Origin of the sequence: Kitasatospora sp. NPDC059599 (assembly GCF_042735125.1) — a bacterium.
GTDB lineage: Bacteria > Actinomycetota > Actinomycetes > Streptomycetales > Streptomycetaceae > Kitasatospora.
Genome location: NZ_JBHWCL010000050.1, coordinates 19664 through 45223 on the forward strand (window position 1 = coordinate 19664; position 25560 = coordinate 45223).

Genomic DNA, 25560 nt, shown 5'->3' on the forward strand with positions numbered 1-25560 from the left:
CCTCCGCGCCGCTTCGAGTCGGCTTCGACCCCGCTCCGAGTCCGCTCCGGGTCCGCTCCGGGTCGGCTGCGGGTGCGCCCCGGTGCGGCGGGCGCGCGCCGTCCGGGACGCGGGTCGCCGCCGGGGATCCCGGGGCTCAGTCGACCAGCCGCCGGGCCATCAGGACGTCGTCCACGTAGGACCCGTCGATCAGGAACTCCTCGGCCAGTGAACCCTCGACGGTGAACCCGCAGCTCTCGTAGAGGCGGCGGGCCGGGGTGTTCCAGCCGAGCACCCGCAGGGTCATCTTCCGGGCGCCCTCGGCCCGGGCCGCGTCGCAGACCGCCTCGACCAGGAGGCGGCCGACGCCGCGGCCGCGGACCGTGCCGTCGACGGCCAGGCCCTGGATCTGGCGGACGTGGCCGTTGGCGGCCAGCCGGGTCGGCGGGATCCGGCGGACGTAGCCGACGATCCGGCCGCCCAGAACGGCCAGCAGGTACTGCTCGGGGGTGTGGCGTTCGTCGAAGACCGCGTCGTCGGCGGGCGGTTCCGGGGAGACGTCGGACAGGGTGGACCAGGCGGCGCGGTTGAGGACGGCGAGTTCGCGCTCGTCCTCGGGCCGCGCCGGACGGATGATCAGATCGTCGTCGGGCATGCGCGTCATGCTAGTGAGGCGCCTGCGGACGTGACGGGCGGTCGGGACGGCCGGGATGGCCGAGAACCGTGGGAACGGCGGGGCCCGTCGGCAGGGTCGGAAGGCCCGGGACGCCCGGGAACTGCGAGGATGGGCGCATGCGCATCGCTGTCACGGGTTCCACGGGATTGATCGGTTCGGCGCTCGTCCGCTCCCTGCTGGCGGACGGCCACGAGGTGGTCCGGCTGGTCCGGCACCGGTCCAGGACGGGCCCGCAGCCCGACGGCAGCACGGCGATCGGGTGGAACCCGTTGCTCGGCGAGGTCGAGCGGGACGGGCTGGCCGGCGTCCAGGCGGTGGTGCACCTGGCCGGCGCCGGGGTCGGCGACCGCCGCTGGACGGACGCCTACAAGCGGGAGATCCGGGAGAGCCGGGTCTACGGCACCGAGACGCTGGCCGTGGCGCTGGCCGAACTCAAGGAGCCGCCCCGGGTCCTCGTGAGCGCCTCCGCCGTCGGCTGGTACGGGCAGACCGACGACCGGGTGATCGACGAGGACTCCCCCGCCGGCGACGACTTCCTGGCCGAGGTCTGCCTGGAGTGGGAGGCGGCGGCCAGGCCGGCCGAGCGGGCCGGGATCCGGGTCGTCCACCCGCGCACCGGGATGGTGCTGTCCGCGGCCGGCGGGGCCGGCGGGCGGCTGTTCCCGCTGTTCCGGCTGGGCCTGGGCGGTCGGCTCGGCAGCGGGCGGCAGTACTGGAGCTTCATCTCGCTGCACGACGAGGTGGCCGCGCTGCGCTTCCTGATCGACCACGACGACCTGTCCGGCGCGTTCAACCTGACGGCGCCGAACCCGGCGACCAACGCCGAGCTGACCACCGCGCTCGGGCGGGCGCTGCGGCGGCCGACGCCGTTCCCGGTGCCGGAGGCGGTGCTCAAGGTGGTGCTGGGCGAGCTGGCGGTCGAGGTGGTCGGCAGTCACCGGGTGGTGCCCCGACGGCTGTCGGACGCGGGTTTCCGCTTCACGCACCCGGACGTGTACTCAGCGGTGCTCGCGGCGCTGTGACGTACTCGCGCGGGGCTCCGTGCGTACCTCCGACTACGGCATCCACCCTGGCCAGGGGCATATGCCGGTCGGGGGTCGGACGGGGCTCCGGGAGGGGGCGCACGGGAGCACACAACGGGCGCGCCGCACGCCCCCGGTGACCGTACGCGCCCGCCGACCCCGAACCCGGCCGCCACGGCGCACTGTCCGTGACCGCGCCCCCGTCCGGTGCCGCACAACCCCTGCCGGCCTTCGAATCCGGCTCGATGCGCTTGTCTGATGCTCACACTGACTGGGCATCACCCTCCTCGGACCGTGTCCCGGCACCCCGCTGCCTGCGTCGGCCGGAGCCCCGGGACCAGGGAGGGAGCACCCCAGTGCCCACGTACGACTTCACCCGCCGCGCTCGTCGGCCGTCCGACCCGGACGTCGTCGTGGTCGGCGCCGGACTCGCGGGCCTGGCCGCCGCCCGCGCGCTCACCGGCCACGGCCTCGCCGTTCAGGTCCTCGAAAGCAGCGACCGGATCGGCGGCCGAATGGCCACCCGCGAACTGGACGGATTCCGGCTCGACGACGGCAGCCACCTGCTGAACACCGCCTTCCCCGAGCTGCGCCGCACGCTCGACCTCGACCGCCTCGACCTGCGCCCGCTCGCACCCGGCGTACTCGTGCACAGCGGCGGCCGCCGGTACCGCGCCGGGGACCCCCAGCTCACCACCGCCCGGCAGGCCGCCATCCGGGCCCCGCTCGGCAGCCCGCTGGACAAGGCCAGGCTCGGCAACTGGCTCGGTCGGCTCGCCACCACCCCGATCGCCCGGCTGCAGGCCCGACCCGAGACCACCACCGCCCGCGCGCTGGCCGGCCACGGACTCGCCCCGCGCACCGTCGACGGCTTCCTGCGCCCGCTGCTCAGCGCCCTGCTCAGCGATCCCGCACTCGGCACCAGCAGCCGGGTCGCCGACCTGGTGCTGCGCTCGTACGCCCGCGGGCGGCTCTGTCTGCCCGCCGGCGGAATCGCGGCGGTGCCCGCCCAGCTGGCCGCCACCCTGCCCGCCGGCACCGTCCGCACCGGGGTGCAGGTCACCTCGATCAGCGCGGACGGCGTGGAGACCCTCCACCACGGGCGGATCGGCGCCCAGGCCGTCCTGGTCGCCACCGACGCCCGCTCGGCCGCCGCACTGCTGCCCGGGCTACGGCTACCGGACTTCCACCCCGTCACGACCTTCTACCACGCGGCCGACCGGGCCCCGGTGGGCGAAGCCGTGCTGCTGCTCGACGGCGACCGGCCGAACGGGCACCCGCCGCTGGTCTCGCACTCGCTGGTGCTCAGCGAACTGCACCCCTCGTACGCCCCGGCCGGACAGGCACTGGTCGCCACCACGCTGCTCGGGCGGCGCGCCTTCGACGCGGGCGGCCCGGCCGGACTCGAACCGGCCGTCCGGGCCCGGCTCGCCGAGCTGTACGGCACCGCGACGGCGGGCTGGCAGTTCCTCAGCGTGCGGCACGTCCCGGACGCGCTGCCCGCGATGCCGCCGCCGCACAACACCCGGCGCCCGGTGCGACTGCTGGCCGGGCTGTACGTCGCCGGGGACCACCGGGACACCAGCACCGTGCAGGGCGCGCTGGTCTCCGGGCGGCGGGCGGCCCGGGCGGTGCTGCGCGACCTCGGCGTCCCGGCCGACGCGCGGGAGGTGGAGGCGGCGGCCTGAGGGCGCCGCGTTCCGGGCCCCGGGGCCGACCGCTCCGGGCCCGGGGCGGCTCCGGGCCCGTCACGCCCGCGCCTTGCCGGGCGGCGGCCCAGGCGGCGGGCCGCAAGCGACGGCGGCCCGCAGGCGACGGGCCGCAGGGCGCGGGGAGGCCTGCGCCCCGGGCCGGGAGGCGGTGAGCGCCCGGCCCGGGAGGCGGCCCGGACCCCACCCCCGTCAGATCACCCCCGCCTGGCGGGCCGTCTCCTCGAAGGCGCGGGCCACCGGGCTGCCGCGGTAGGGCGTGAGGCGGCGGTGGAAGTCCCGGACGTACTCCAGCGAGCGGGCCGAACGCATCTCCCCCGCCGCCCGCAGCGCGTCGGTCGCCATGGTGCAGGCCTCGTCGAGGTCCCCCATGCCGAGCCGGGCGGTGGCCAGCACCAGCCGGCAGAAGATCCGGCTGCGCGCGTAGGCGGGCGAGCGCAGCCGCAGTGACTTCTCGGCGTGCTGCGCGGCGGTGCGCCACTGCTGCAGGTCGCGGTAGCAGTGGGCGAACTCGTCGGAGAGCTGTGCCTCGTCGAAGTACCGTGCCCAGGCGGGGAGTTCGTCGCCGGTGCGGGCCGCCGCCAGGGCCCGTTCGGCGCGCACCAGGGCGGTGGTGCAGGACCGGACGTCGCCCAGCAGGCCGTGCCCGCGGGCCTCGGCGGCGTGCATCAGCGACTGGACCACCGGCGGGACGGCCGTGCCCACACCCTGCTGGGCGACCCGGGCGAGCTGGACCGCCTCCCGGCCGTGGCCGAGGTGGACGGCCTGCTGGCTCATCGTCACCAGCACGTAGCCGCCGAGCGCGCGGTCCCCCGCGGCCTGGGACAGGCGCAGCGCCTGGACGAAGTAGCGCTGGGCGAGCCCGTGCGCGGCGATGTCGAAGGACGTCCAGCCCGCCAGCCGGGTCAGGTCGGCGACCGCGCCGAACAGGGCCCGGCCGATCTGCTCGCCGTAGCGGCCGCGCAGCATCGGCTCGGCCTCGCTCTCCAGGTAGCGGACCAGCGCCTGGCGGGCGTGGCCGCCGCCGTAGGCGTGGTCGAGCGCGCGGAAGAGGTCGCCGACGGCGCGGATGGCGGCGATGTCGCCGCGGCCGACCCGCAGGGCGGGGCGGGACTCGCGGGCCGGGTCGGTGTACGGCGGCTCGACGGCGACCGGTGGACGGCGGCTCTGGGTGGGCACCCGCCCGATGGTGGGGGCGGTGCCGGTCGTCCCTGCGGTGCTGCGCGCGGTGGGCGCCCCGGGCAGGCCCACGGCCGGGCCGCGTGCCGGGCTCACGGGGGACGCGCCCGGCGCGCCCTGTGCGGCGCCGGTGGCGGGGCCTGAGCCGGCGGGCGGCGGGCCGGTGGCGGTGTCCTGGCGGGTCAGCGTGGAGCCGTCCCGGGCGACCCGCTCGTCGGTGCGGCCGATCAGCCAGTCCCGGCTGGGCACGACCAGTCCGGCCGGGGTGAAGGCGATCCGGCGCAGCTCGGACTGCGGGCCGTTGTCCTTGCGCCACATGCTCGCCACGATGTCCACCGCCTCCTGCGGGGTCTCGGCGAACTCCAGGCCGGCGTAGACCGGGGCGCAGGCGTCCAGGCCGAGGTCCTGGGCGGTGAGGCGGCGGCCCAGGCGGCGGGTGAAGACCTCGGCGATCAGGGCCGGGGTGGCGCCGCGGGGCTGCTGGCCGCGCAGCCAGCGGGTGACCGAGGTCTTGTCGTAGCGCAGGTCGAGGCCGTGTTCCAGGCCGAGTTGGTCGACCCGGCGGGCCAGGCCGGCGTGCGAGAAGCCGGCCTCCTCGATCAGCGCGGCGAGCTGGCCGTTCTGCGGGGCCGGGCCGGAGTGGCCGGTGCTCCGCGCGGGCGCGGGTGCGACGGGGCTCTCGTGCCGGTCGGGTGTGGCCTGCTCGGGCAGCCGCATTTCGTCGGCGGTCGGGTCGTCGGCGGTCAGCGTGTCGCCCGTCAGGGCGTCGGGGGCCAGGGCGTCGGGGGCGTCCGGAAGGCTCCGGCCGACCGGACCTCGGTGCCGGCCGAGCGGGTCGAGCGGTCCGTACGCCGGGTTGTCGGTTGCAGGCCGTTGGGGCATGTCTGTCAACACCTCTCGGACGTCGCACCGGGCTCTACCAGCACTTCGGCGGCCTGGGGCGGCGCCCCCTGTCGGGAATCGGCGTGAATGTAGCGAGCATTCGGGCGCTATGGGCGGATCTGACCGAGCAATCCTCCGAACGGGTGAAGCAACCGCGCCCATTGTGGGGAAGCGGGGTCACCATGGGTTTGGCCTTCCGCGGTCGAACCGTCGATCGAGGGTCGTAGTGGTTGCCGCCACAGCCCGGCGGAACGCTGTGGTGGCCCGCCACATGGGAGGCGGGGCGCCGGATTCCTACCGTTCTCGGCCATGGACACCACTACAGCCCGTCCGCTCGACGGCCGTACCGCGCTGGTCACCGGGGCCGCCTCGGGCATCGGCCGGGCCTGCGCCGAGGCCCTCGCCGGGGCCGGGGCCCGGGTCTACGTCGTCGACCTCGCGGCCGCCCCCGCCGAGGAGGTCGCCGAGCGGATCGGCGGGCTCGCGATCGTCACCGACCTCGCCGACCCCGGGGCCGTGGACGCCCTGCCGGACGACGCCGACATCGTGGTCAACAACGCCGGACTCCAGCACGTGGCGCCCGTGCACAAGTTCCCGCCCGAGCGCTTCACCCTCATCCAACGCGTGATGGTCGAGGCCCCGTTCCGCATCCTGCGCCGGACCCTGCCGCACATGTACGCGCGGGAGTGGGGGCGGGTCGTCAACGTCTCCTCGGTCCACGGCCTGCGGGCCAGCGCCTTCAAGTCCGCGTACGTCACCGCGAAGCACGCCCTGGAGGGCCTGAGCAAGACGGTCGCCCTGGAGGGCGCGCCGCACGGCGTGACCAGCAACTGCATCAACCCCGGCTACGTCCGGACCCCGCTGGTGGAGAAGCAGATCGCCGCCCAGGCGCTCGCCCACGGCATCCCCGAGGACGAGGTGGTCGAGCGGGTCATGCTCGACCGCACCGCCGTGAAGCGGCTGATCGAACCCGACGAGGTCGCCCAGCTCGCCCTCTGGCTCTGCTCCCCCGCCGCCTCGTACATCACCGGCGCCAGCCTCCCGGTCGACGGCGGCTGGACGGCGCACTGACCGCGGGGCCGTGGCCCCGCACGCCATGAACCGATCGCACGGTATGTGGCCCGCCCACATAGGCCTCCGCCCGGCGGATTCCTACCTTGTGGCGACATCGTCTCCCCCGGCCCTGGAAGTGGTGGCACATGAACGCCCCTGCAAGCGGTACGGCTGCGCGCACCTCACTCCCGAGAGTGGTGGCGGCCAGCCTGATCGGCACGACCATCGAGTGGTACGACTACTTCCTCTACGGCACGGCCGCGGCGCTGGTGTTCGGGAAACTGTTCTTCCCGCACAGCGACCCGCTGACCGGGACGCTGCTGGCGTTCCTCACCTACGCGATCGGGTTCGCGGCGCGGCCGGTCGGGGCGCTGGTGTTCGGACACTTCGGCGACCGGGTCGGGCGCAAGAAGCTGCTGGTGCTGAGCCTGCTGCTGATGGGCGGGTCGACCACGGCGATCGGCCTGCTGCCGACGTACGACTCGATCGGCGTCGCGGCGCCGGTGCTGCTGACCGCGCTGCGGCTGGTGCAGGGCTTCGCGCTCGGCGGCGAGTGGGGCGGGGCCGTGCTGCTGGTGTCGGAGCACGGGGACCGGCGCCGACGGGGCTTCTGGGCGTCCTGGCCGCAGGGCGGGGCGCCGGCCGGGAACCTGCTGGCGGCGGGGGTGTTGTCGCTGATGACGTCCGTGCAGTCGGAGTCGGCGTTCCTGTCCTGGGGGTGGCGGGTGCCGTTCCTGCTGTCGGCGGTGCTGGTCGGGGTCGGGATGTGGATCAGGCTCGCGGTGGACGAGTCTCCGCTGTTCCGGGCCGCGCTGGCGGCCCGGCGGGACCGGGCGACCGTCGAACAGCCGCCGCTGGTCGGCGTGTTGAGGCACCACTGGCGGGAGGTGCTGGTGGCCATGGGGGCGCGGATGGCGGAGAACATCTCGTACTACGTGATGACGACGTTCGTGCTGACCTACGCCGTCACGCACGCGCACTTCGCCAAGCAGAGCGCGCTGAACGCCGTACTCATCGGCTCCGCGGTCCAGTTCGCGCTGATCCCGCTGTTCGGCGCACTGTCCGACCGGGTCGGCCGCAAACCGGTGTACCTGGTGGGCGCGGTCGGGGTCGGGGTCTGGGCGTTCGTCTTCTTCGGCCTGGTGGACACCCGCTCGTTCGGGTCACTGGTCCTCGCGGTGACCGTCGGGCTGGTCTTCCACAGCGCGATGTACGCGCCCCAGGCGGCCTTCTTCTCCGAGATGTTCGCCACCCGCCTGCGGTACTCGGGCGCCTCGATCGGGGCCCAGTTCGCCTCCGTGGCGGCCGGCGCCCCGGCACCGCTGATCGCCACCGCCCTGCTCAAGGACTACGGCAGCGCCACCCCCATCTCGGTGTACGTCGCCGTCGCGGCGGCGCTCACCGTCCTCGCCGTGCTCTGCGGGCGGGAGACCAGGGGGCAGGACCTCGCCGAGGCCGGGGCGCCGCAGGGCCCGGAGGGGCAGCCGGCGGACGCCCCGGCAGCCGGCAAGCCCGCCGTCGCCTGAGGTTCGTGACCGGAAAGCCCGCCCCGGCCCCCGGACGACGGCTGCGAGGACCGCCGTCGCCCGGGGGCCGAGCCGCTACCATCGCGATTCCCCGGAATCGACGGACCGACGCCGATTGGCGGCACGCACCATGACCCACCCTCACGAGAGCGCCGCGCCCGCGCTGCGGCGGCTGCTCGACCTGCTCGCCTCGGGCGCCGCCACCGAGGACTTCGCCGACGTGCTGGCCGACGCCCGCCGCCGCGGGGCGCCGGCCGCCGTCCTCGCCGAGATCGACGACGCCACCTGGCAGGCCCTGCGGGTCCACCGGACCCTGCGTCAACACCGACGCCGGGAAGCAGAGTTGACCGCCCTGTTCGACACCGCCGGGGACCTGGCCGCCTCCCGGGAGCCGGACACCGTGCTCCAGGCGATCGTCCGCCGGGCCCGGATGCTGCTCGGCACCGACACCGCCTACCTGACCCTGCCGGACGAGACCGCGGGCGACACCTACATGCGGGTCACCGACGGCTCGGTCTCCGTGCTCTTCCAGACCCTGCGGCTCAGCCTCGGCGACGGCCTGGGCGGACTGGTCGCGCAGACCGCCCGCCCGTACGCGACCCCCGACTACCGCGCCGACGAGCGCTTCCACCACACCGGCACGATCGACGCGGGCGTGCTGGACGAGGGCCTGGTCGCGATCATCGGGGTGCCGCTGCTGATCGGCGGACAGGTCATCGGCGTCCTGTTCGCCGCCGACCGCACGCCGCGCGCCTTCTCCCCCGACGAGGTCGCGCTGCTCTGCACGCTGGCCGCACACGCCGCGATCGCCCTGGACACCGCCAAGTCGCTCGCCGACACCCGGGCCGCGCTCGCCGAGCTGAACACCGCCAACGAACTGGTCCGGGCACACTCCGCCGCCGTCCAGCGCGCCGAGCAGGCGCACGACCGGCTCACCGACCTGGTGCTGCGCGGCGCCGAGGTGCCGGACGTCGCCGCCGCCGTCGCGGCACTGCTGGGCGGCGAGATAGCGGTCCTCGACGCCGAGGGCGAGCCGCTGGCCGGCCGGTCCGCACCCGCCGCCGAGCTGGCCGGGGCGGTCGCCGCCTCCCGGACCGAGGGCAGGTCCGTGCTCCACGGCGAACTGTGGGTCTGCGCGGTGCTGGCCGGGCACGACGCGCTCGGCACCCTGGTGCTGCGCGGCAGGCCCGACCTCGACGACGCCGACCGGCGGCTCTTCGAACGGGCCGGCGTGGTGACCGCGCTGCTCCTGCTGCTGCGCCGGTCGGTGGCCGAGACCGAGAACCGGATCCGCGGCGAACTGCTCACCGACCTGCTGACCGCGCCGGAGCGCGACCCCGCCGGGCTCACCGCGCGCGGCCGCCGGCTCGGCGTCGACCTCGCCCGGCCGCACCTGGTGCTGGTCGCGGAACCGGCCGAACCCGCCGGCGCGGACCGGGGCCGGCTGGCGGGCGCGGCCCGGCGGTACCTGTTCGGCTCCCGGGGTGTCAGCGCCGAGCACGGCGAGGCCGTGGTGCTGCTGGTGCCCGTCGAGGCCGGCACCGCCGGGGATCCCGAGGAGACCGCCCGGCAGGCCGCCGAACAGCTCGCCCGGCTGGCCGGGTTCCCGGTCACCGTCGGCGGGGCCGGCCCGTCCGCCGGCCCCGCCGCACTGGCCGCCGCCCACGCCGAGGGCCTGCGCTGCGTCCGGGCGCTGCGCGTGCTCGGCCGCGCCGGGGAGGGCTCCTCGGCCCGCACGCTCGGCTTCCTCGGGGTGCTGCTCGGCGACGGCCACGACGTGGACGGCTTCGTCGGCGCGACGCTCGGCCCGCTGCTCGCGTACGACGCCAGGCGCGGCACCGAGCTGGTCCGCACCCTGCGCGCCTACTTCGACTGCGGCGGCAGCCTCACCCGGGCCAAGGACGAGCTGCACGTCCACGTGAACACGGTGGTCCAGCGGCTCGACCGGGTCGAGGCGCTGCTCGGGCAGGACTGGAACCACCCCGAGCGGTCCCTGGAACTCCGGCTCGCGCTGCGGCTGCGGCTGCTGGCGGGAGGCTGAGGATCCGGCCGGGCCGGGGCGTACAGTGGCGAGGTTGGTCTCGAACGCCTGGCAAGGAGCTCAAAGCGGTGAGCGAGAACGTGCGTTTTGTTCACATGGGCATAGGTGAGCGCACCGTGTCCTATCAGGAGGCGTGGGAGGAGCAGCAGCGGCTGCACGCGCTGCGGGTCGCGGACGAGATCCCCGACACCGTCCTGCTGCTGGAGCACCAGTCCGTGTACACCATGGGCAAGCGCACCAATCCCGCCGACCTGCCGCTGGACGGCACCCCGGTGGTCGAGGTCAACCGGGGCGGCGAGATCACCTGGCACGGCCCCGGCCAGCTGGTCGGCTACCCGATCGTCAAGCTGCCCGACCCGATCGACGTCATCGCCTACGTCCGCCGGCTGGAGGAGGCGCTGATCCGCGCCGCCGCCGAGTTCGGCATCGGGACCACCCGGGTCGAGGGCCGCAGCGGCGTCTGGGTGCTGGGCGACTCCCTCCCGGACGCCGTGGTCGACCCGGCCCAGGTGGTCGACATCGGCAGACTGACCCTGCGGATGGGCCTGCCGCTGGGCATCGACCCGCGACTGGCCGGCCCCGAGTACGCTCCCTCCAACGCCGGGCAGCGCGGCGACGACCGCAAGCTCGCCGCCATCGGCGTGCGGGTCGCCCGCGGGGTGACCATGCACGGCTTCGCGCTGAACTGCGACCCGGACATGACCTGGTTCGACAAGATCGTGCCGTGCGGCATCCGGGACGCGGGTGTGGCCTCGCTCTCCGGCGAGCTGAAGCGCGGGCTCCCCGTCGCCGAGGCGGCGCCGGTCGTCGAGCGGCACCTGGCGGAGCTCTTCGCCGAACTGCCCGAACCGGCGCTCAGCCGCTGACCCGCCCGGCACCCGGCCGGCGCCCCACGCCGGTGCCCGGCCGCCCACCCGGCGGGCACGGCCCGAGGGAAAGCCCCGAGCACTGGGAATCTACTCACCGGTAGTCGTGTTGCCCTGCGATTGCAGGGCGGCAGGCCCGGCGAAGGCCGTACAACCACAGGCGTACCCTGGGGGTACCCCGTCTAGTTCTAGGAGTCGCACGTGTCCGCTGTCGCACCCGACGGCAGGAAGCTTCTCCGCCTGGAGGTCCGCAACAGCGAGACCCCCATCGAGCGGAAGCCCGAGTGGATCAAGACCCGCGCGAAGATGGGCCCGGAGTACAACGCCCTCCAGTCGCTGGTGAAGAAGGAGGGGCTGCACACGGTCTGCCAGGAGGCCGGCTGCCCCAACATCTTCGAGTGCTGGGAGGACCGCGAAGCGACCTTCCTCATCGGCGGTGACCAGTGCACCCGCCGCTGCGACTTCTGCCAGATCGACACCGGCAAGCCCGCCGAGTTCGACCGTGACGAGCCGCGCCGGGTCGCCGAGTCCATCGTCACCATGGACCTCAACTACGCCACCATCACCGGCGTCGCCCGCGACGACCTGGAGGACGGCGGCGCCTGGCTGTACGCCGAGACCGTGCGCCAGGTGCACGCGATGACCGCCGACCGCGAGAGCGGCCGCACCGGCGTCGAGCTGCTCATCCCCGACTTCAACGCGGTGCCCGAGCAGCTGGCCGAGGTCTTCTCCTCCCGCCCCGAGGTGCTCGCGCACAACGTCGAGACGGTGCCGCGGATCTTCAAGCGGATCCGTCCCGCGTTCCGCTACGAGCGCTCGCTGGACGTCATCACCCAGGCCCGCGCGGCCGGACTCGTCACCAAGTCCAACCTGATCCTGGGCATGGGCGAGACCCGCGAGGAGGTCAGCCAGGCGCTCGCCGACCTGGTCGGCGCCGGCTGCGAGCTGATCACCATCACCCAGTACCTGCGCCCCTCGCTGCGCCACCACCCGGTGGAGCGCTGGGTGAAGCCGCACGAGTTCGTCGAGCTCCAGCAGGAGGCCGAGGAGCTGGGCTTCGCGGGTGTCATGTCGGGCCCGCTGGTGCGTTCGTCGTACCGGGCCGGCCGGCTGTACCGGCAGGCGCTGGAGCGGCGCGAGCAGGCCGCCGTCTGACGGTCGGGTCGACTTTGAGCCATTGGAAGGGCGGAGCCGCGGCTCCGCCCTTCCGGGTTTCACCACGCTTTGACTGCCTGGTCACGGACTGGTAACACGGGGTGGGGACGATGGACGCACAGCGAGCGTTCGATTCTTCTCAGCCACAAGAGGAGCTGTTCGGCATGGGAATGCGGATCCGGTCGGTGAGGGTGGCGCTGCGGTTCGCCGAGAGCGTCCTGCTGGCGCCCGGCCAGCAGCACGCGCGCCGCAACGCCTGGGCGGCGGTGTGCGAGGACCGCCGGCACGCGGCGGACCGGCGGCACGAGGCGGACCGCCGGCACGCGGCCGCGACGGTCGAGACCGCCGGCACGGCGGGGACCCGCTCCACCCGGCACTGAGACCGAGCGGCGGAGTCCACGACCCGCGGGGCCCCGGCGGTGACGGTCCGGCGTCGGCGAGGGCTCCGGACGTCGCTGTGCGCGACGACGTGCAGGCACACGGGTCACGGTTCGGGCGAACGGGTACCCGGGCTTGGATATCCCCTACCGGTGCCACGTACCATGAGCGTTATGGCGAGGGAAACATCCGAGAACCCCGGGCGACTGAAGCAGATCCGCCTGGCGTACAACATGACCAAGAAGGTCGACACCAAGATCGGCCTGATCATCGCCGGCGTCGGCCTGCTGACCTTCGGCGTGTTCCTCGCCATCGGCTTCGCAATCGACCACCCCGTCTACCTGGGCATCCTGGGCTTCATCGTGGCCGTGCTGGCCATGGCGATCGTCTTCGGGCGCCGGGCCGAGCGCGCCGCGTTCGGACAGATGGAGGGGCAGCCGGGGGCCGTCGCGGCGGTGCTGAACAACATCAAGCGCGGCTGGAGTTCCAACACCACCCCGGTCGCGGTCACCCGCAACCAGGACGCGGTCTACCGCGCGGTGGGCCGGGCCGGCATCGCTCTGATCGGTGAGGGCAACCCGAACCGGGTGCGCCAGCTGCTGGCCTCCGAGAAGAAGAAGATGGCCCGCGTGGTCGGCGACGTGCCGGTGCACGACATCGTGGTGGGCAACGGCGAGGGCGAGATCCCGCTGAAGAAGCTGCAGGTCCACCTGATGCGCCTGCCCCGCGCCATCACCGCCGCCCAGGTCACCGAGACCAACGACCGCCTGCGCGCGCTGGGCGATCTGCTCTCCAAGGCGCCGATCCCCAAGGGCCCGATGCCCAAGGGTGCCCGGATGCCCAAGGGCGGCCAGGCCCGCTGACCCTCCCCCGCCCCTGACGACACGAGAACGGCCCCGCCGCGGAAGCTCCGCGGCGGGGCCGTTTCGGTGTCCTGGGGTTCCGGGGTTCCGGGGCTCCGGGGGCGGTTCGCCGCTCCGGGGCTCCGGAGGCGCGTTCCACTCCGGACGTCGCTCCGCGTCGCGCGCCGGCGGAGCGGACCGGCGGCCGGTGCTAGATCCGGACCTCGACCGTGCCGACCGCCTTGTCGTGCAGGCCCCGGGTGTCGCGGTCCCAGACCAGCGGGGGCACCACCAGGCAGAGCAGCAGGGTGCGCAGCAGGACCTGCGGGATGGACGCGCGGCCGCCGTCCAGGCGCATCACGCGGAGGCCGAACAGCCGCTTGCCGACCGTCGTGCCGGTCGTGGCCAGCAGCAGGGCCGCGACCAGGAAGTACAGCGGGCTGGTCCAGAGGTTGGCCTCGGCCTGGTCGCCGCGGGCGATCAGGCCGTACGAGATCAGGGCGACCAGCCAGCCGTCCACGAACAGGGCGCCGATCCGGCGGCCGGGGCCCGCGATGGAGCCGGGGCCCTCCTCGGGCAGCCCGAGGCGCTCGCCGCGGTGCCCGAAGTCGGTGCCCATCTTCTCGGCGGCCGCCTTAGGGCCGTCGATCCACGATCCCAACGCTTCTCTGGTGTCCACGAATCCACACTAACCGGGCTGACGGCCCGCACCGTCACCGGCACCCCTCCCCCGCGGGACACCCTCCCCGACCGGGTGAATCCGGCTCCGGCGGCTTTCCCCGCAATCTTCCAGTGGTCCAGACCACTTGGGGGAGGCCGCCCAGGTCGGCGAGGCGATTTGCCCGATCCCGTACGGCTTTGCCGCCCGTCCGGGGGCTGCGGTTAACATCGAGGAAACGAACGGGTCACCGACTGGAAACGACCCATTCCTAGGGTGAGCCCAATTCGCACGCCGAGGAGGATGGATGTTCAACAACGCCGCCGAAGTGAAGCAGTTCATCCAGGACAACGACGTCAAGTTCGTCGATGTCCGGTTCTGCGACCTGCCGGGCGTCTTGCAGCACTTCTCCGTACCTGCGGCGACCTTCGATCCGTCCGAGATCCTGATGTTCGACGGCTCGTCGATCCGCGGTTTCCAGGCCATCCACGAGTCCGACATGGCACTCGTGCCGGACCTCGCCACGGCCCGGCTCGACCCCTTCCGGGCCGAGAAGCACCTCAACATCAACTTCTTCATCCAGGACCCGGTCACCGGCGAGGCCTACAGCCGCGACCCGCGCAACGTCGCCAAGAAGGCCGAGGCGTACCTCGCCTCCTCCGGCATCGCCGACACCGCGTTCTTCGGGCCCGAGGCCGAGTTCTACGTCTTCGACTCGGTCCGCTTCGAGACCAGCGCCAACGCGTCCTTCTACCACATCGACTCGGAGGCGGGCGCCTGGAACAGCGGCGCCGCCGAGGGCGACGCCCGCGGCTACAAGGTCAAGTACAAGGGCGGCTACTTCCCCGTACCGCCGGTCGACCACTTCGCCGACCTGCGCGCCGAGATGTCGCTGGAACTCGCCAAGGCCGGGCTGGAGGTCGAGCGCCAGCACCACGAGGTCGGCACAGCCGGCCAGGCCGAGATCAACTACAAGTTCAACACCCTGCTGCACGCCGCCGACGACCTGATGCTGTTCAAGTACATCATCAAGAACGTCGCCTGGCGGAACGGCAAGACCGCCACCTTCATGCCGAAGCCGATCTTCGGCGACAACGGCTCGGGCATGCACGTCCACCAGTCGCTGTGGACCGACGGCTCGCCGCTCTTCTACGACGAGCAGGGCTACGCCGGCCTCTCCGACACCGCCCGCTACTACATCGGCGGCCTGCTGCGGCACGCCCCCTCGCTCCTGGCGTTCACCAACCCCTCGGTGAACTCCTACCACCGCCTGGTGCCGGGCTTCGAGGCGCCGGTCAACCTGGTCTACTCGCAGCGCAACCGCTCGGCCGCGATCCGCATCCCGATCACCGGCTCCAACGCCAAGGCCAAGCGCATCGAGTTCCGCGCGCCGGACCCGTCCTCCAACCCGTACCTGGCCTTCTCCGCCATGCTGATGGCCGGCCTCGACGGCATCCGCAACAAGATCGAGCCGCTGCAGCCGGTCGACAAGGACCTCTACGAGCTGGCCCCCGAGGAGCACGCCAACGTCCCGCAGGTGCCCTCCTCGCTCCCGGCCGTCCTGGAGGCCCTGGAGGCCGACCACGAGTACCTGCTCGCGGGCAACGTCTTCACCCCGGACCTGATCGAGACCTGGATCGACTTCAAGCGCACCAACGAGATCGCCCCGATCGCGCTGCGGCCGCACCCGCACGAGTTCGAGCTGTACTACGACCTGTAAGAGGCCCCAATGCGGCCGTACCCGGCGGTGCCGCCGGGTACGGCCGCAAGCTCTGAACCGACACCGGGAATCAGCCCGCGACGAGCGCCTTCTCGCGGGCCGGTGTCTTGACCTTGGGCTTCTTGTTCGGGAGCGAGAGCCGGACGACCTTGTGCCACGCGGAGAACACCTGCTTGGGCAGCGGCCCGGTGACGTACTCCAACTCGTACTTCTCGAACAGCGCGCGCACCTTCACCGCGACTTCGGCGTACCGGTTGCTCGGCAGGTCCGGGAACAGGTGGTGCTCGATCTGGTGGGACAGGTTGCCCGTCATGAAGTGCATCGCCCTGCTGCCGCTGATGTTCGCCGAGCCCATCATCTGGCGCAGGTACCACTGGCCGCGCGTCTCGCCCTTGACCGACTGGCGCTCGAAGACCTTTACGCCCTCCGGGAAGTGCCCGCACATGATCACCGAGTGGGACCAGACGTTGCGGACCACGTTCGCGGTGAACGTGGCGGCGAGCGTGGTGAGGAACGACGGGCCCGACAGCAGCGGGTGGATCACGTAGTCCTTGAGCACCTGCTTGCGGATCTTGCGGCCCACGGCCTTGGCCCGTGCGCGGAACTCCGGGTTCCTGCGGCGGCGCTTGTGCAGGTTCTTGCCGAGTTCGAGGTCGTACGCGGCGATGCCGTACTCGAAGAAGCAGGCGTTGACGAAGTTCCACAACGGCTGGCCGAGGTGGAACGGGTGCCACTTCTGGTCCTCGTCGACGCGCATGATGCCGTAGCCGAGGTCGTTGTCCTTGCCGATCACGTTGGTGTACGTGTGGTGCAGCTCGTTGTGCGAGTGCTTCCACTGCTCGGCCGGCGAGACGTGGTCCCACTCCCAGGTGGTGGAGTGGATCTTCGGGTCCCGCATCCAGTCCCACTGGCCGTGCAGGACGTTGTGGCCGATCTCCATGTTGTCCATGATCTTCGCCACGGACAGGCCGGCAGTGCCGAGCAGCCACGCGGGCGGGAAGATCGAGAACAGCAGCACGCCCCTGCTGGCCAGTTCGAGCTTGCGCTGCGCCGAGATGACCTTGCGGATGTAGGCAGCGTCTTTCTCGCCACGGTCGGCGATCACCTCGTCACGGATCACGTCCAGCTCGCGGCCGAGCTCCTCGATCTGCTCCGCGGTCAGGTGGGCGGTGGGGTCGATGGCGGTCAAAGTGCTTCTACCGTTCGATGTCGCAGGGGCCCGCCGCGGCGGACACGCAGGTCTGGATGAGGACGCCCGGCTCGGCCTCGGTGATCTCGCCGGTGCGCAGGTCGCGGACGGCGCCCGCCTTGAGCGGCGTGACGCAGCCGAAGCAGATGCCCATGCGGCACCCGGAGGGCATCAGCACGTCGGCTTCCTCGCCGATGTCCAGCAACGGCGTGGCGCCGTCCGCGTCGACGGTCTTGCCGGTGGCACTGAACGTGACCTCGCCGCCGTCGCCGGCGATGACGATGCGGGGGCGGAACCGTTCGGTGTGCAGGCGCTCTCGGACGCCGTGCTCGGTCCAGTGCTCCTCTGCGGCGTCGAGCAGGCCCGCGGGCCCGCAGGCCCAGGTCTCGCGCTCGGCCCAGTCGGGCACGAGTTCGTCGAGACGGGCGATGTCGAGCCTGCCGCCCGTGTCGGTGTGCACCTCGGTGAGGCGCAGCTTCCTGTCCGCGACCAGGTCGTGCAGTTCACTGCGGAAGATCACGTCTTGCGGCTGTGGCGCGCAGTGGATCATGACGACGTCGTCGAACTCGGTGCCGCGCAGCATGCCCATCACGGGCGTGATGCCACTGCCCGCCGTCAGGTAGAGCACCTTGGCGGGCTTGGCATGCGGCAGCACGAAGTCACCGGTCGGCTGGTCGAGCTGGATCAGCGTGCCCGGTGTCGCCCTGTGGACCAGGTGGTTGCTGACCTTGCCGTCCGGGATCGCCTTCACGGTGATCGTGATGCGGCCGTCCCGGCGGTTCGTCGGTGACGTGATGGAGTAGGCACGCCACAGGCGCCTCCCGTCGACCTCGACCCCGATCCGTACGTACTGACCGGCCGTGTGGCCGCGCCAGCCCCGTCCCGGCCTGATCACGACGGTCGCGGCATCAGCCGTCTCCGGGTGCACGGCCTCGATGCGCCCACGCAGGTCGGCGCCCGCACGCAGCGGGCTGATCAGGTCGAGGTAGTCCGACGGCAGCAGCGGCGTCGTGACCATCTCCAGCAGTTTCCACGCCCTGCTGCGGAGGGCTGCACTCGTCATGACTCCAGCTTGCTGCGCCTCAGGGCGTAAAGTCCTGACCGTAGGACGTAAATCTGGTCGGCTGAATTGTTCGCAGGGAACAAGAACGTGAGCCATGCAATCCGGAGGGCCAGCGAGCTGGTACTGGACGAGACGACGGTCACCGCGCTTCGGGCCGCGCTGACGGCCACCGCCGACGAGGTCGTCCAGGCAATCATCGACGAGGTCCCTCCCTATGCGAACGCCCTTTCGGGCCGCATGGGCGGCACCATCCGCCGAGCCGTCCGCACCGCCCTGGGGCACTACCTGGACCTCGCGAGCGGGAACGCCACGGGTGGCGACGCCGGTGACGCAGCCTACGAGCTGGGCCGCGGCGAGGTGCGCGACGGCCGTTCGATGGACGCCCTGCTCAGCGCCTACCGCGTCGGCGCCCGCGTGGCCTGGCGATGCCTCGCGGCGGGTGCCGTACCCGCAGGTCTGCCCGCCGCCGAAGTCGCCAAGTTCGCCGAGCTGACCTTCGCCTACATCGACGAGCTCTCCGCCGCGAGCGCCGCGGGCCACGCCGACGAACTGGCCGCCCGGGGCAGGGCCCACGAGCGCCACCTGGAACACCTGGCCCGCGACCTCCTCGTCGGCGCGAGCCCGGACGTGCTGCTGGTCTCCGCTCAACGGGCCGGGTGGCAGCCCCCGGTTTCGCTGACCGCAGTCCTGCTGCCCGCAGCCCTGGCCCGGCCTGCCTACCGCCTGCTCGACCCGGGCACTCTCGTCCTCGACGATCTGCCGGACGCCACCGGTGCACTGCTCGTCCCGGACGCCGACCGGTCACACCTCTTGCGACAGCTGACCGACCGCACCGCCGTGGTCGGCCCGGCACGGCCGTGGACCCGTGCGTCCGCCTCGTACGCACGAGCCGTACGTGCGCGCTCCCTCTCCTCCGACATTCGCGATACCGAGGAGCACCTGCCCGAGCTGGTGCTGAGCGCCGACGTGGACGCGTTCGCAGACCTGCGCGCCCGAGCCCTCGCACCGTTGCGGACCGTGCCCGTCGCGACCGCACGGAGGCTGGAGGAGACGTTGCGGGCGTGGCTGCTGCACCAGGGCAGGCGGGACGAGGTGGCGGCGGCATTGTTCGTCCATCCGCAGACAGTCCGGTACCGGATGGCGCAGCTGCGGGAGCTGTTTCCGGATCTCGCCTCGCCGGACCGGGTCCTTGAACTGACCCTGGCGGTGGGTCTTCGGGGCAGCTGACGCGTACGTCGACCGTCCGCGACCGCGTCCGCGTCCGGACCGGACCGGACCGGACATCATGCTCAGCGCTTCACCACTCGTCTCGTCCGTTGAAACCGCTGCGTGTGCACCGGCTGTGGAACGATCCTCCACAAGGTCCCTGTCTCCGCAGGTCAGAGACATGTTCGAGTATGACGACGACCTGTAGGCCGTACGGCGTTCCGAAGCCCCCGCCCCGGTGGACCGTTCACCAGGGCGGGGGCTTCGGATGTTCGGGGCCCGGGCGGGCCTGGCGAGCCGGGCAGGCGGGCCGGGTGAGGACACCGGCCGGGCCATGAACGTCGGGGCTCCGGGACGTCCGGGGCTACGGGACGTCCGGGGTGAGGGCGAGGACGGCGAGGTCGTCGGCGAGCAGGCCGGCGTACCGGTGGACGTCCTCGGCCAGGAAGGAGACCAGCCGGTCCGGCGCGGTGGTGCCGAGGGCCGCGAGCCGCGGGGCCAGCGGGTAGAAGGCCCCGGTGGCGTCCCGGGCCTCGCTGACGCCGTCGGTGTAGAGCAGCACGGTGTGGCCCGGGGGCAGGGCGACGGCGGTCGGCTTGCCGCACTCCTCGACGGGCCCGAGGTGGCCGAGGCCCAGCGGGAGCTCGTCCGCGCAGGACACCGGGGCTATCGCGCCGCCGGTCAGCAACAGCGGGGTGGTGTGGCCGCGGTTGACGATCTCCACGCAGTCGGAGCCCGGCCGGTACTGCAGCAGCACGGCCGTGGCGAACAGTTCGTCGTCGCCCCGGTCGGCGGCGTCGCGCAGGACCGCGCGGTCCAGCTGGTCGGCGAGGTCGACCAGCCCCGGGGTGTCGTACGCGGCCGCCCGGAACGCACCGAGGACGTCGGCGACCGTACGGACCGCGCCGAGGCCCTTGCCCCGGACGTCGCCCAGCAGGACCCGCACGCCGAAACGGGTGTCGCACACCTCGTACAGGTCGCCGCCGACCAGCACCTCGGCCTGGGCCGAGCGGTAGAGGCCGGCCACCCGCAGTCCGCCGGCCCGCTCGGGCACCGGCCGCAGCACGGTCCGCTGCAGGGTCTCGGCGACGGTGCGGGCCTGCAGCAGGTTGCGGTTCTGCCGGGTGCGCTGCCACGACAGGGCGGTGCCCATCACGCCGGAGAGCAGCGTGGCGATGTAGACCCAGACGTGGTGCTGCTCGTTGATGTGGCCCGCACGCAGGGCCAGGACCAGCTGGAGCACCAGGGAGCCGACGGTGGCGGTGGCGGTCAGCACCGGGCCGTAGCTGAACGCGGCCACCACGGGCAACGCGGTGAGCAGGAAGCCGGCGGCGACGGCGTCCGGGACGACCGCCTCCGCGACCAGGTCCAGCACCAGCAGGACGACCGGCAGCCACGGGACCCAGCGCGGCACCCGGGGCTCCAGCGCGGCGGGGCGCGACGGGCGGGGTGCTGTGGGCACGGCGGGACCTCCTGGCCGGTGGCCGCTCCGGACGATGAGTCCGGAATAGCCGGTTTCGTCCCTCCATGCTCTCCCACGAACGGCCCAGTCACGAACGGCCGAACGTCCCGTTCTCCGGGCCGGCCCGTCCGGGCCCCGGGCGTGGCCGGCGGTCGGGACGCGGTCAGCGCACGGTCACCGGCAGGGTCTCGTACCCGCGCAGGACCAGGCGGTCCCGCCGGGTGGCGACACCGCCGGGGGCGAGCCGCGGGAAGCGGTCCAGCAGTGCGGGCACGGCGACCTCCGCCTCCAGCCGGGCCAGCTGGGAGCCCAGGCAGAAGTGCTGGCCGCCGCCGAAGCTGAGCGGCTGGCTGTCGGTGCGGGTCGGGTCGAACTCGTCGGGGCGCTCGTACCGGGCCGGGTCGCGGTTGGCCGCGCCGATCAGCAGGGTCACCTCGCTGCCGAGCGGAACGGGCAGCCCGTCCACGGCCAGGCCCTCGGCCAGTGCGACCCGCCCGGTGGCCTGCACCGGGGAGTCGAAGCGCAACACCTCGTCGGCGAAGCCGGCCGGGGCGACCGCGCCGTTGCGCAGCCCGGCGGCCGCCCCGGGGTGGCGGAACAGCAGGGCGAGGCCGTTGCCGAGCAGGTTGGTGGTGGTCTCGAAGCCGGCCACCAGCAGCAGCACCAGGTTGGCCAGCAGTTCCTCGGCGGAGAGCCGCCCGCTGTCGTCGGCGGCGATCCGGGCGAGGTCGCTGACCAGGTCGTCCTGCGGGCGGGCCAACCGCTCGGCGGCCAGTTCCGTGAAGTACCGGGACAGCTCGTCCGCCGCCCGGTCGGCCGCGGTCAGTTCACCGAGGTCCTCGCTGATCTCCAGGACGGCGGTCAGGTCGGAGGCCAGGCCGCGGAACAGGTGACGGTCCCGCTCGGGGACACCGAGCAGCTCGCAGATCACCCCGACCGGCAGCCGGTAGGCGAACGCGTCCATGAAGTCCACCGGCGAGCCGTCGGCGCCCTGCTCGGCCATCCCCTCCAGCAGCCGGGCCACCGCCGCCTCCACGGCCGGGCGCAGCGCGGCGACCCTGCGGGCGGTGAACACCGAGGCGATCAGCGAGCGGACCCGGGGCTGGTCGGGGGCGTTGCGCTGGAGGATCGAACGGCCGAAGAGGGCGAGCGAGGAGTGCGCGAGGAACTCCGGGGCCAGGCCCGCCATCATGTCGGCGGTGGCGACGCCGAAGGCGGGCGTGCGCAGCACCCTGTTGACGGCCGCGTAGCCGCTGACCACGAACACCCCGTCCCCGGCCGGGGCCACCGGGCCCAGCTCCCGTGCCTTCGCGTACAGCGGGTACGGATCGGCCTTGACCCCGGTCTCCGTCAGCAGCTCGATGATCGTCGCACCGTCCACGCGGTTCTCCCCTCCCGAGATCACGGGATCGCCCGCCCCGTCCTGGTTCGTGAACCACCGGCGGCCGGGCCGGAGTTCCCGTCCGGGACGGTCCGGTGCCCGGCGGGTGCGCGGCGGGTGCGTGCCCCGGCGGTTCGCCGCCGGGGCGGGCCGGGCGGTTCAGGCGGTTCGGGCGGTTCGGCGCCGGTCACGGCGGGGCGGGGCCCGGGGCCGGCTCGGTAGGCTGGCCCGCATGGAGATCTGGATCAACCCGCGCTGCGGCAAGTGCCGGAGCGCGCTCGGCGAGCTGACCGCCGCCGGGGTCGAGTACACCGTGCGGCGCTACCTGGAGGACCCGCCGACCGCGGCCGAGCTGGAGCAGGTGCTGGAGCGCCTCGGCCTGGAGCCGTGGGACATCACCCGCACCGACGAGCAGGTCGCGAAGGACCTGGGGATGAAGGACTGGCCCCGGGAGGCGGATGAGCGGGCCCGCTGGATCGCGGCGATGGCCGAGCACCCCATCCTGATCCAGCGCCCGATCATCACCGCGGACGACGGGCACGCCGTCGTGGCCCGCACCCCCGACGCCCTCAAGTCCGTCCTGCCGTGAGCCCCGCCCGCTGACCGGTCGGGCCGTCCGGCCGGTCAGTGCAGCCGGACCGTCTCCACCGGGCGGCCCGGGTGCCAGTTGTGGACCAGCAGGTGCTCGCCCTCGACCGCGGTGTGCACCACCTGGTCGAGCTCCAGCCGGAAGGCGTGGAACGGGGTGGGCGGCGGCTGGGGCAGATCGGCGGCGAACGCGGCGAGTTCGGCCTCGTCGGTGATCTCGACCGCCCGGCCGGAGACCTTGGAGTCCCCGCCGGCCATGGTCTCGTCCCCCGGGTGCGCGTGCAGGGCGAAGCGGGCGTCGCGCTGGAGGTCGCGCGCCTTGACCGCGCCGTACATCGACCCGATCCACAGGTCGGCGCCGACGAACTCGACCTCCGTCCCGCTGACCCGGGGCGAACCGTCCTTGCGCAGCGACGCCAGGACGTGGTGCTTGTTGGCCTCGAAGCGGGCCCGCACCAGGGGCGCCAGATCGGGAGCCTGCTGCTCGAAATCCTGCCAGGTAGCCATGGCGCCAGTCTGGCACCGGGCACCGACAACCGCCGTCCGCGCGGCGCCGGCCGGGCGGCACCGCGGGCCGGTGTCGTCCCGCGGACCGCTGTCACAGGGCGTTGTCACAGGCCGCTGTCACAGGCCGGTGCCACACTGGCGGGGTGACCACCACGACCACGTACATCGCGTTCCTGCGGGCCATCAACGTCGGCGGCCGGACGGTGAAGATGGAGCGGTTGCGGGCGCTCTTCGCCGAACTGGGGCTGGCGGGCGTCCGCTCGTACATCCAGAGCGGCAACGTCTTCTTCACCACCGACGGGCCGGCCGGCCCGGCCGAGCGCGCCGCGCTGACCGGGCGGATCGAGGAACACCTGGAGCAGGCGCTCGGGTACCCCGTGCCGGTGATGCTGCGGACGGTGGACGAGGTCGCCGACCTGCTCGCCGCCGAGCCCTTCCGGGGCGTCGAGGTGACACCGGACGTCCGGCTGGTGGTCGCCTTCCTCTCCGAGCCGCTGCCCGCCGGACTCGCCCTCCCGCACCGCTCGCCGAAGGGCGACGTCGAGGTGCTCGGCGCCGATCCGGGGGCCGCCTACGTGGTGATCCACCTGCAGGACGGCAAGTGGGTCACCAAGGACATGTTCGGCAAGGAGTACCGGGGCTCGGTCACCTCCCGGTTCCTGCACACCACCGAGAAGATCCTGGCCGCCGCCCGCAAGGCCTGACGACCCGTACGGCCTGCCCGAACGACGCGGAACCGCGTGGCCGGGGGCGGCGTCTGGACTGCCGTGACGTACGAACCACGCGCCCGCGGACGGCGTGATCTGGACAGCCCGAGTCGGCCGAGCCGACAATTCGGCCATGACGCCTCCTGAGTTCCCCACCGGCCGGCACCGGCCCTCCGACGCCGAACGGGACCAGGCGCTCGGGGTGCTGAAGGACGGCGCGGGCAGCGGGCGGCTCTCGCACGACACCTTCCTCGGCCGGATGGACATCGTCCTGCAGGCCACCAGCCGCGGCGAGTTGGACGCGGCGGTGGCCGGGCTGCCGACCGGTGGGCCGGTCGAACGGTTCGTGCTGCGCACGGTCGGCCGGGTCTCCGGCTTCGGAGACCGGCTGAACCGGGCCTGGCGCACCGAGCGGCTGCCCGGGCTGAGCCTGCCGCAGGCCGGCGCCGCACTGCTGACGATCGGCCGGATCCCCGGCTCGGGGCTGCGACTGCACGACGCCTCGGTCTCCCGGAACCACGCCGAACTCCGGCACGAGGACGGCTGCTGGGTGCTGTACGACCTCGGCTCGACCAACGGCACGCACGTCAACGGACGCCGGATCGCGGGCGGCGTCCGGGTCGGCCCGGGCGACCAGGTGCGCTTCGGGAACCTGGAGTTCCGGCTCGCCGCGCTCTGAGGCGCCGCGCCGCCCTGGTCGGCCGGTGCGGTGAGTGCGGGAACTGCCGCGTTGGCCGCTGCGGTCAGTGCGGGAACTGCCGGGGCGGCCGCTGCCGGGGGAGTTCGTCCTGGAACTCCGCGATGGCGGTGGCGATCTGGCGGGTCACCACGGTCCGCTCCAGCCGGTCCAGGTAGAGGTGCTCGGCGGCCAGCGCCTCGACGGTGACGCCGAAGTAGACCGCCATCAGCGGGTTGACGAACAGGTCGCTGCCCTTGGTCCGCTCGGTGAACCGGACGTCACCGAACTCGCCGCGCAGGGCCGCCGCCACCGAGCCGTTGACGATGCTGGGGTGCTCGGGGAAGGCGGCCCGGGCGTGCTCGACGGCGTCCAGGTAGAGCGCCCCCTCCCGACTGTCACGCGGGACGGAGAAGGCGCCGAGGTAACCGCCGGCCCGGTCCAGCGCGGCGAGGTTCTCCAGCACCAGCGCGTGGTTGACGCCGTGGAAGGCGTCGATGCCGAAGCCCAGGCAGGCGACCAGCCGCTCGGGCACCTCGGTGAGCCCGGCCACCGCTGCCAGGCTGGCCATGTCCTCCTCGGGGGTGCCGAGTCCGGCTTCGTCGCCGCGCATCAGGATGTCGGTGCCGCCGTCCACCAGCAGGACGGCGTCGACGCCCAGCCGGGCGACGAGTGAGCGGTAGGCGTCGCGCAGCGGCTGCACGCCCACCGACGGGAAGGCCCACACGGTGTCGGGCATCCGGTGCCGGTGCAGCCAGCGGGCCAGCGTGCGCTCCGGGAAGTAGCCCTCGGGGCCCGGGGTGTCCGGCCGGACCATGGCCACGTCGGGATCCGCCCATACCTCCAACGGCAGGCCGTAGAGGTGGGTGAAGGAGAAGTTGGCCAGGTGCACCTGCTTGCCCGCGGCCCGCAGGGCGAGGGCGATCGGCAACCCGGCGTACACGTCGAATCCGCCGCCGGCGCCGGCGATCAGGATGCTCTCGGCGGCCAGCAGCCGGGTGATCAGCGGGGGTTGCAGCAGTGAGGTCACCGGCGGACGGTAGCACCGCGCGGCCCGGACGGCCCCGGTCGGGCCGAGCCCAACCCTCCCGGCCG

Annotated in this window: 23 protein-coding genes; 14 read left to right on the plus strand and 9 right to left on the minus strand. The window is 73.3% G+C overall.

All coding sequences use genetic code 11. From position 1 onward, the window contains the following. Window positions 1-136: 136 nt before the first annotated feature. Entirely contained in the window at window positions 137-634 is a 498-nt protein-coding gene (locus ACFV04_RS19090) for a GNAT family N-acetyltransferase (RefSeq protein WP_380530351.1), read from the minus strand. Window positions 635-771: 137 nt separating this feature from the next. Here ACFV04_RS19090 and ACFV04_RS19095 point away from each other — a divergent pair, with 137 nt between their 5' ends. Further along, complete coding sequence (locus ACFV04_RS19095; protein WP_380342798.1) at window positions 772-1677, plus strand: TIGR01777 family oxidoreductase; 906 nt, start codon at window positions 772-774, stop codon at window positions 1675-1677. 356 nt (window positions 1678-2033) lie between these two features. Next, entirely contained in the window at window positions 2034-3365 is a 1332-nt protein-coding gene (locus ACFV04_RS19100) for an NAD(P)/FAD-dependent oxidoreductase (RefSeq protein ID WP_380342796.1), read from the plus strand. A 213-nt stretch (window positions 3366-3578) separates the two neighbouring features. Here ACFV04_RS19100 and ACFV04_RS19105 read toward each other — a convergent pair whose 3' ends face one another. Continuing rightward, window positions 3579-5447, minus strand: a complete 1869-nt coding sequence (locus ACFV04_RS19105; RefSeq protein ID WP_380530355.1) for a regulator — start codon at window positions 5445-5447, stop codon at window positions 3579-3581. 309 nt (window positions 5448-5756) lie between these two features. Here ACFV04_RS19105 and ACFV04_RS19110 point away from each other — a divergent pair, with 309 nt between their 5' ends. The 7 genes from ACFV04_RS19110 to ACFV04_RS19140 all read left to right on the plus strand — a co-directional run bounded on the left by ACFV04_RS19110 (window position 5757) and on the right by ACFV04_RS19140 (window position 13329). After that, window positions 5757-6518: a 3-hydroxybutyrate dehydrogenase gene (locus ACFV04_RS19110; RefSeq protein WP_380530358.1), complete on the plus strand. Its 762-nt coding sequence runs from the start codon at window positions 5757-5759 to the stop codon at window positions 6516-6518. A gap of 128 nt (window positions 6519-6646) precedes the next feature. After that, a complete protein-coding gene (locus tag ACFV04_RS19115; protein WP_380530360.1) occupies window positions 6647-8026 on the plus strand; it encodes an MFS transporter in 1380 nt (459 codons plus the stop codon). A gap of 130 nt (window positions 8027-8156) precedes the next feature. Then, on the plus strand, window positions 8157-10067 hold the full coding sequence (locus ACFV04_RS19120) for a helix-turn-helix domain-containing protein (protein ID WP_380530363.1): 1911 nt from the start codon (window positions 8157-8159) through the stop codon (window positions 10065-10067). Window positions 10068-10162: 95 nt separating this feature from the next. Then, on the plus strand, window positions 10163-10933 hold the full coding sequence (gene lipB, locus ACFV04_RS19125; RefSeq protein ID WP_380342907.1) for a lipoyl(octanoyl) transferase LipB: 771 nt from the start codon (window positions 10163-10165) through the stop codon (window positions 10931-10933). A 201-nt stretch (window positions 10934-11134) separates the two neighbouring features. Next, on the plus strand, window positions 11135-12088 hold the full coding sequence (gene lipA, locus ACFV04_RS19130) for a lipoyl synthase (protein ID WP_360262101.1): 954 nt from the start codon (window positions 11135-11137) through the stop codon (window positions 12086-12088). Window positions 12089-12198: 110 nt separating this feature from the next. Further along, window positions 12199-12468 (plus strand): hypothetical protein, encoded by a 270-nt coding sequence (locus ACFV04_RS19135; RefSeq protein ID WP_380530366.1) that lies wholly within the window; start codon window positions 12199-12201, stop codon window positions 12466-12468. A 162-nt stretch (window positions 12469-12630) separates the two neighbouring features. Beyond that, a complete protein-coding gene (locus ACFV04_RS19140; protein WP_380342780.1) occupies window positions 12631-13329 on the plus strand; it encodes a DUF4191 domain-containing protein in 699 nt (232 codons plus the stop codon). A 190-nt stretch (window positions 13330-13519) separates the two neighbouring features. On the opposite strand, the gene ACFV04_RS19145 is transcribed toward ACFV04_RS19140, so the two are convergent. Then, window positions 13520-13987 (minus strand): RDD family protein, encoded by a 468-nt coding sequence (locus ACFV04_RS19145; RefSeq protein WP_380530369.1) that lies wholly within the window; start codon window positions 13985-13987, stop codon window positions 13520-13522. A 286-nt stretch (window positions 13988-14273) separates the two neighbouring features. Here ACFV04_RS19145 and glnA point away from each other — a divergent pair, with 286 nt between their 5' ends. Continuing rightward, the gene (gene glnA / locus ACFV04_RS19150; protein ID WP_360262097.1) at window positions 14274-15686 is read left to right on the plus strand and encodes a type I glutamate--ammonia ligase; all 1413 of its coding nucleotides are present in this window, start codon (window positions 14274-14276) and stop codon (window positions 15684-15686) included. Between the two features lie 70 nt (window positions 15687-15756). On the opposite strand, the gene ACFV04_RS19155 is transcribed toward glnA, so the two are convergent. Continuing rightward, entirely contained in the window at window positions 15757-16875 is a 1119-nt protein-coding gene (locus tag ACFV04_RS19155) for a fatty acid desaturase family protein (protein WP_380530371.1), read from the minus strand. A 7-nt stretch (window positions 16876-16882) separates the two neighbouring features. Beyond that, window positions 16883-17938, minus strand: coding sequence for a ferredoxin reductase (locus tag ACFV04_RS19160; RefSeq protein ID WP_380530373.1), 1056 nt, complete (start codon window positions 17936-17938; stop codon window positions 16883-16885). A gap of 87 nt (window positions 17939-18025) precedes the next feature. Between ACFV04_RS19160 and ACFV04_RS19165 the strand changes: the two genes are divergently transcribed. Continuing rightward, window positions 18026-19165: a PucR family transcriptional regulator gene (locus tag ACFV04_RS19165; protein WP_380342745.1), complete on the plus strand. Its 1140-nt coding sequence runs from the start codon at window positions 18026-18028 to the stop codon at window positions 19163-19165. Window positions 19166-19508: 343 nt separating this feature from the next. Here the strand turns inward: ACFV04_RS19165 and ACFV04_RS19170 are convergent, their stop codons facing one another. Continuing rightward, on the minus strand, window positions 19509-20606 hold the full coding sequence (locus ACFV04_RS19170) for a PP2C family protein-serine/threonine phosphatase (RefSeq protein ID WP_380342742.1): 1098 nt from the start codon (window positions 20604-20606) through the stop codon (window positions 19509-19511). Window positions 20607-20769: 163 nt separating this feature from the next. Next, entirely contained in the window at window positions 20770-21987 is a 1218-nt protein-coding gene (locus tag ACFV04_RS19175; RefSeq protein ID WP_380530377.1) for a cytochrome P450, read from the minus strand. 232 nt (window positions 21988-22219) lie between these two features. On the opposite strand from ACFV04_RS19175, the gene ACFV04_RS19180 reads away from it, so the two are divergent. After that, complete coding sequence (locus tag ACFV04_RS19180; protein ID WP_380530380.1) at window positions 22220-22576, plus strand: arsenate reductase family protein; 357 nt, start codon at window positions 22220-22222, stop codon at window positions 22574-22576. A 35-nt stretch (window positions 22577-22611) separates the two neighbouring features. Here the strand turns inward: ACFV04_RS19180 and ACFV04_RS19185 are convergent, their stop codons facing one another. Next, a complete protein-coding gene (locus ACFV04_RS19185; protein ID WP_360268101.1) occupies window positions 22612-23082 on the minus strand; it encodes a pyridoxamine 5'-phosphate oxidase family protein in 471 nt (156 codons plus the stop codon). 143 nt (window positions 23083-23225) lie between these two features. Between ACFV04_RS19185 and ACFV04_RS19190 the strand changes: the two genes are divergently transcribed. Beyond that, window positions 23226-23786 carry a DUF1697 domain-containing protein gene (locus tag ACFV04_RS19190; protein WP_380530383.1) on the plus strand — a complete coding sequence of 187 codons (561 nt, stop codon included), beginning with the start codon at window positions 23226-23228 and terminating at the stop codon, window positions 23784-23786. Between the two features lie 136 nt (window positions 23787-23922). Continuing rightward, window positions 23923-24468, plus strand: coding sequence for a DUF1707 and FHA domain-containing protein (locus ACFV04_RS19195; protein ID WP_360268095.1), 546 nt, complete (start codon window positions 23923-23925; stop codon window positions 24466-24468). Between the two features lie 64 nt (window positions 24469-24532). Here ACFV04_RS19195 and ACFV04_RS19200 read toward each other — a convergent pair whose 3' ends face one another. Then, a complete protein-coding gene (locus ACFV04_RS19200) occupies window positions 24533-25495 on the minus strand; it encodes a DUF1152 domain-containing protein (protein WP_380342731.1) in 963 nt (320 codons plus the stop codon). Window positions 25496-25560: the final 65 nt, after the last annotated feature.

Bases quoted from the DNA above. Each gene is read 5' to 3' on its own strand.
- ACFV04_RS19090 (WP_380530351.1), bottom strand. From the start codon at position 634: ATGCCCGACGACGATCTGATCATCCGTCCGGCGCGGCCCGAGGACGAG.
- ACFV04_RS19095 (WP_380342798.1), top strand. From the start codon at position 772: ATGCGCATCGCTGTCACGGGTTCCACGGGATTGATCGGTTCGGCGCTC.
- ACFV04_RS19105 (WP_380530355.1), bottom strand. From the start codon at position 5,447: ATGCCCCAACGGCCTGCAACCGACAACCCGGCGTACGGACCGCTCGAC.
- ACFV04_RS19110 (WP_380530358.1), top strand. From the start codon at position 5,757: ATGGACACCACTACAGCCCGTCCGCTCGACGGCCGTACCGCGCTGGTC.
- ACFV04_RS19115 (WP_380530360.1), top strand. From the start codon at position 6,647: ATGAACGCCCCTGCAAGCGGTACGGCTGCGCGCACCTCACTCCCGAGA.
- ACFV04_RS19120 (WP_380530363.1), top strand. From the start codon at position 8,157: ATGACCCACCCTCACGAGAGCGCCGCGCCCGCGCTGCGGCGGCTGCTC.
- lipB (WP_380342907.1), top strand. From the start codon at position 10,163: ATGGGCATAGGTGAGCGCACCGTGTCCTATCAGGAGGCGTGGGAGGAG.
- ACFV04_RS19135 (WP_380530366.1), top strand. From the start codon at position 12,199: ATGGACGCACAGCGAGCGTTCGATTCTTCTCAGCCACAAGAGGAGCTG.
- ACFV04_RS19140 (WP_380342780.1), top strand. From the start codon at position 12,631: ATGAGCGTTATGGCGAGGGAAACATCCGAGAACCCCGGGCGACTGAAG.
- glnA (WP_360262097.1), top strand. From the start codon at position 14,274: ATGTTCAACAACGCCGCCGAAGTGAAGCAGTTCATCCAGGACAACGAC.
- ACFV04_RS19160 (WP_380530373.1), bottom strand. From the start codon at position 17,938: ATGACGAGTGCAGCCCTCCGCAGCAGGGCGTGGAAACTGCTGGAGATG.
- ACFV04_RS19180 (WP_380530380.1), top strand. From the start codon at position 22,220: ATGGAGATCTGGATCAACCCGCGCTGCGGCAAGTGCCGGAGCGCGCTC.
- ACFV04_RS19185 (WP_360268101.1), bottom strand. From the start codon at position 23,082: ATGGCTACCTGGCAGGATTTCGAGCAGCAGGCTCCCGATCTGGCGCCC.
- ACFV04_RS19195 (WP_360268095.1), top strand. From the start codon at position 23,923: ATGACGCCTCCTGAGTTCCCCACCGGCCGGCACCGGCCCTCCGACGCC.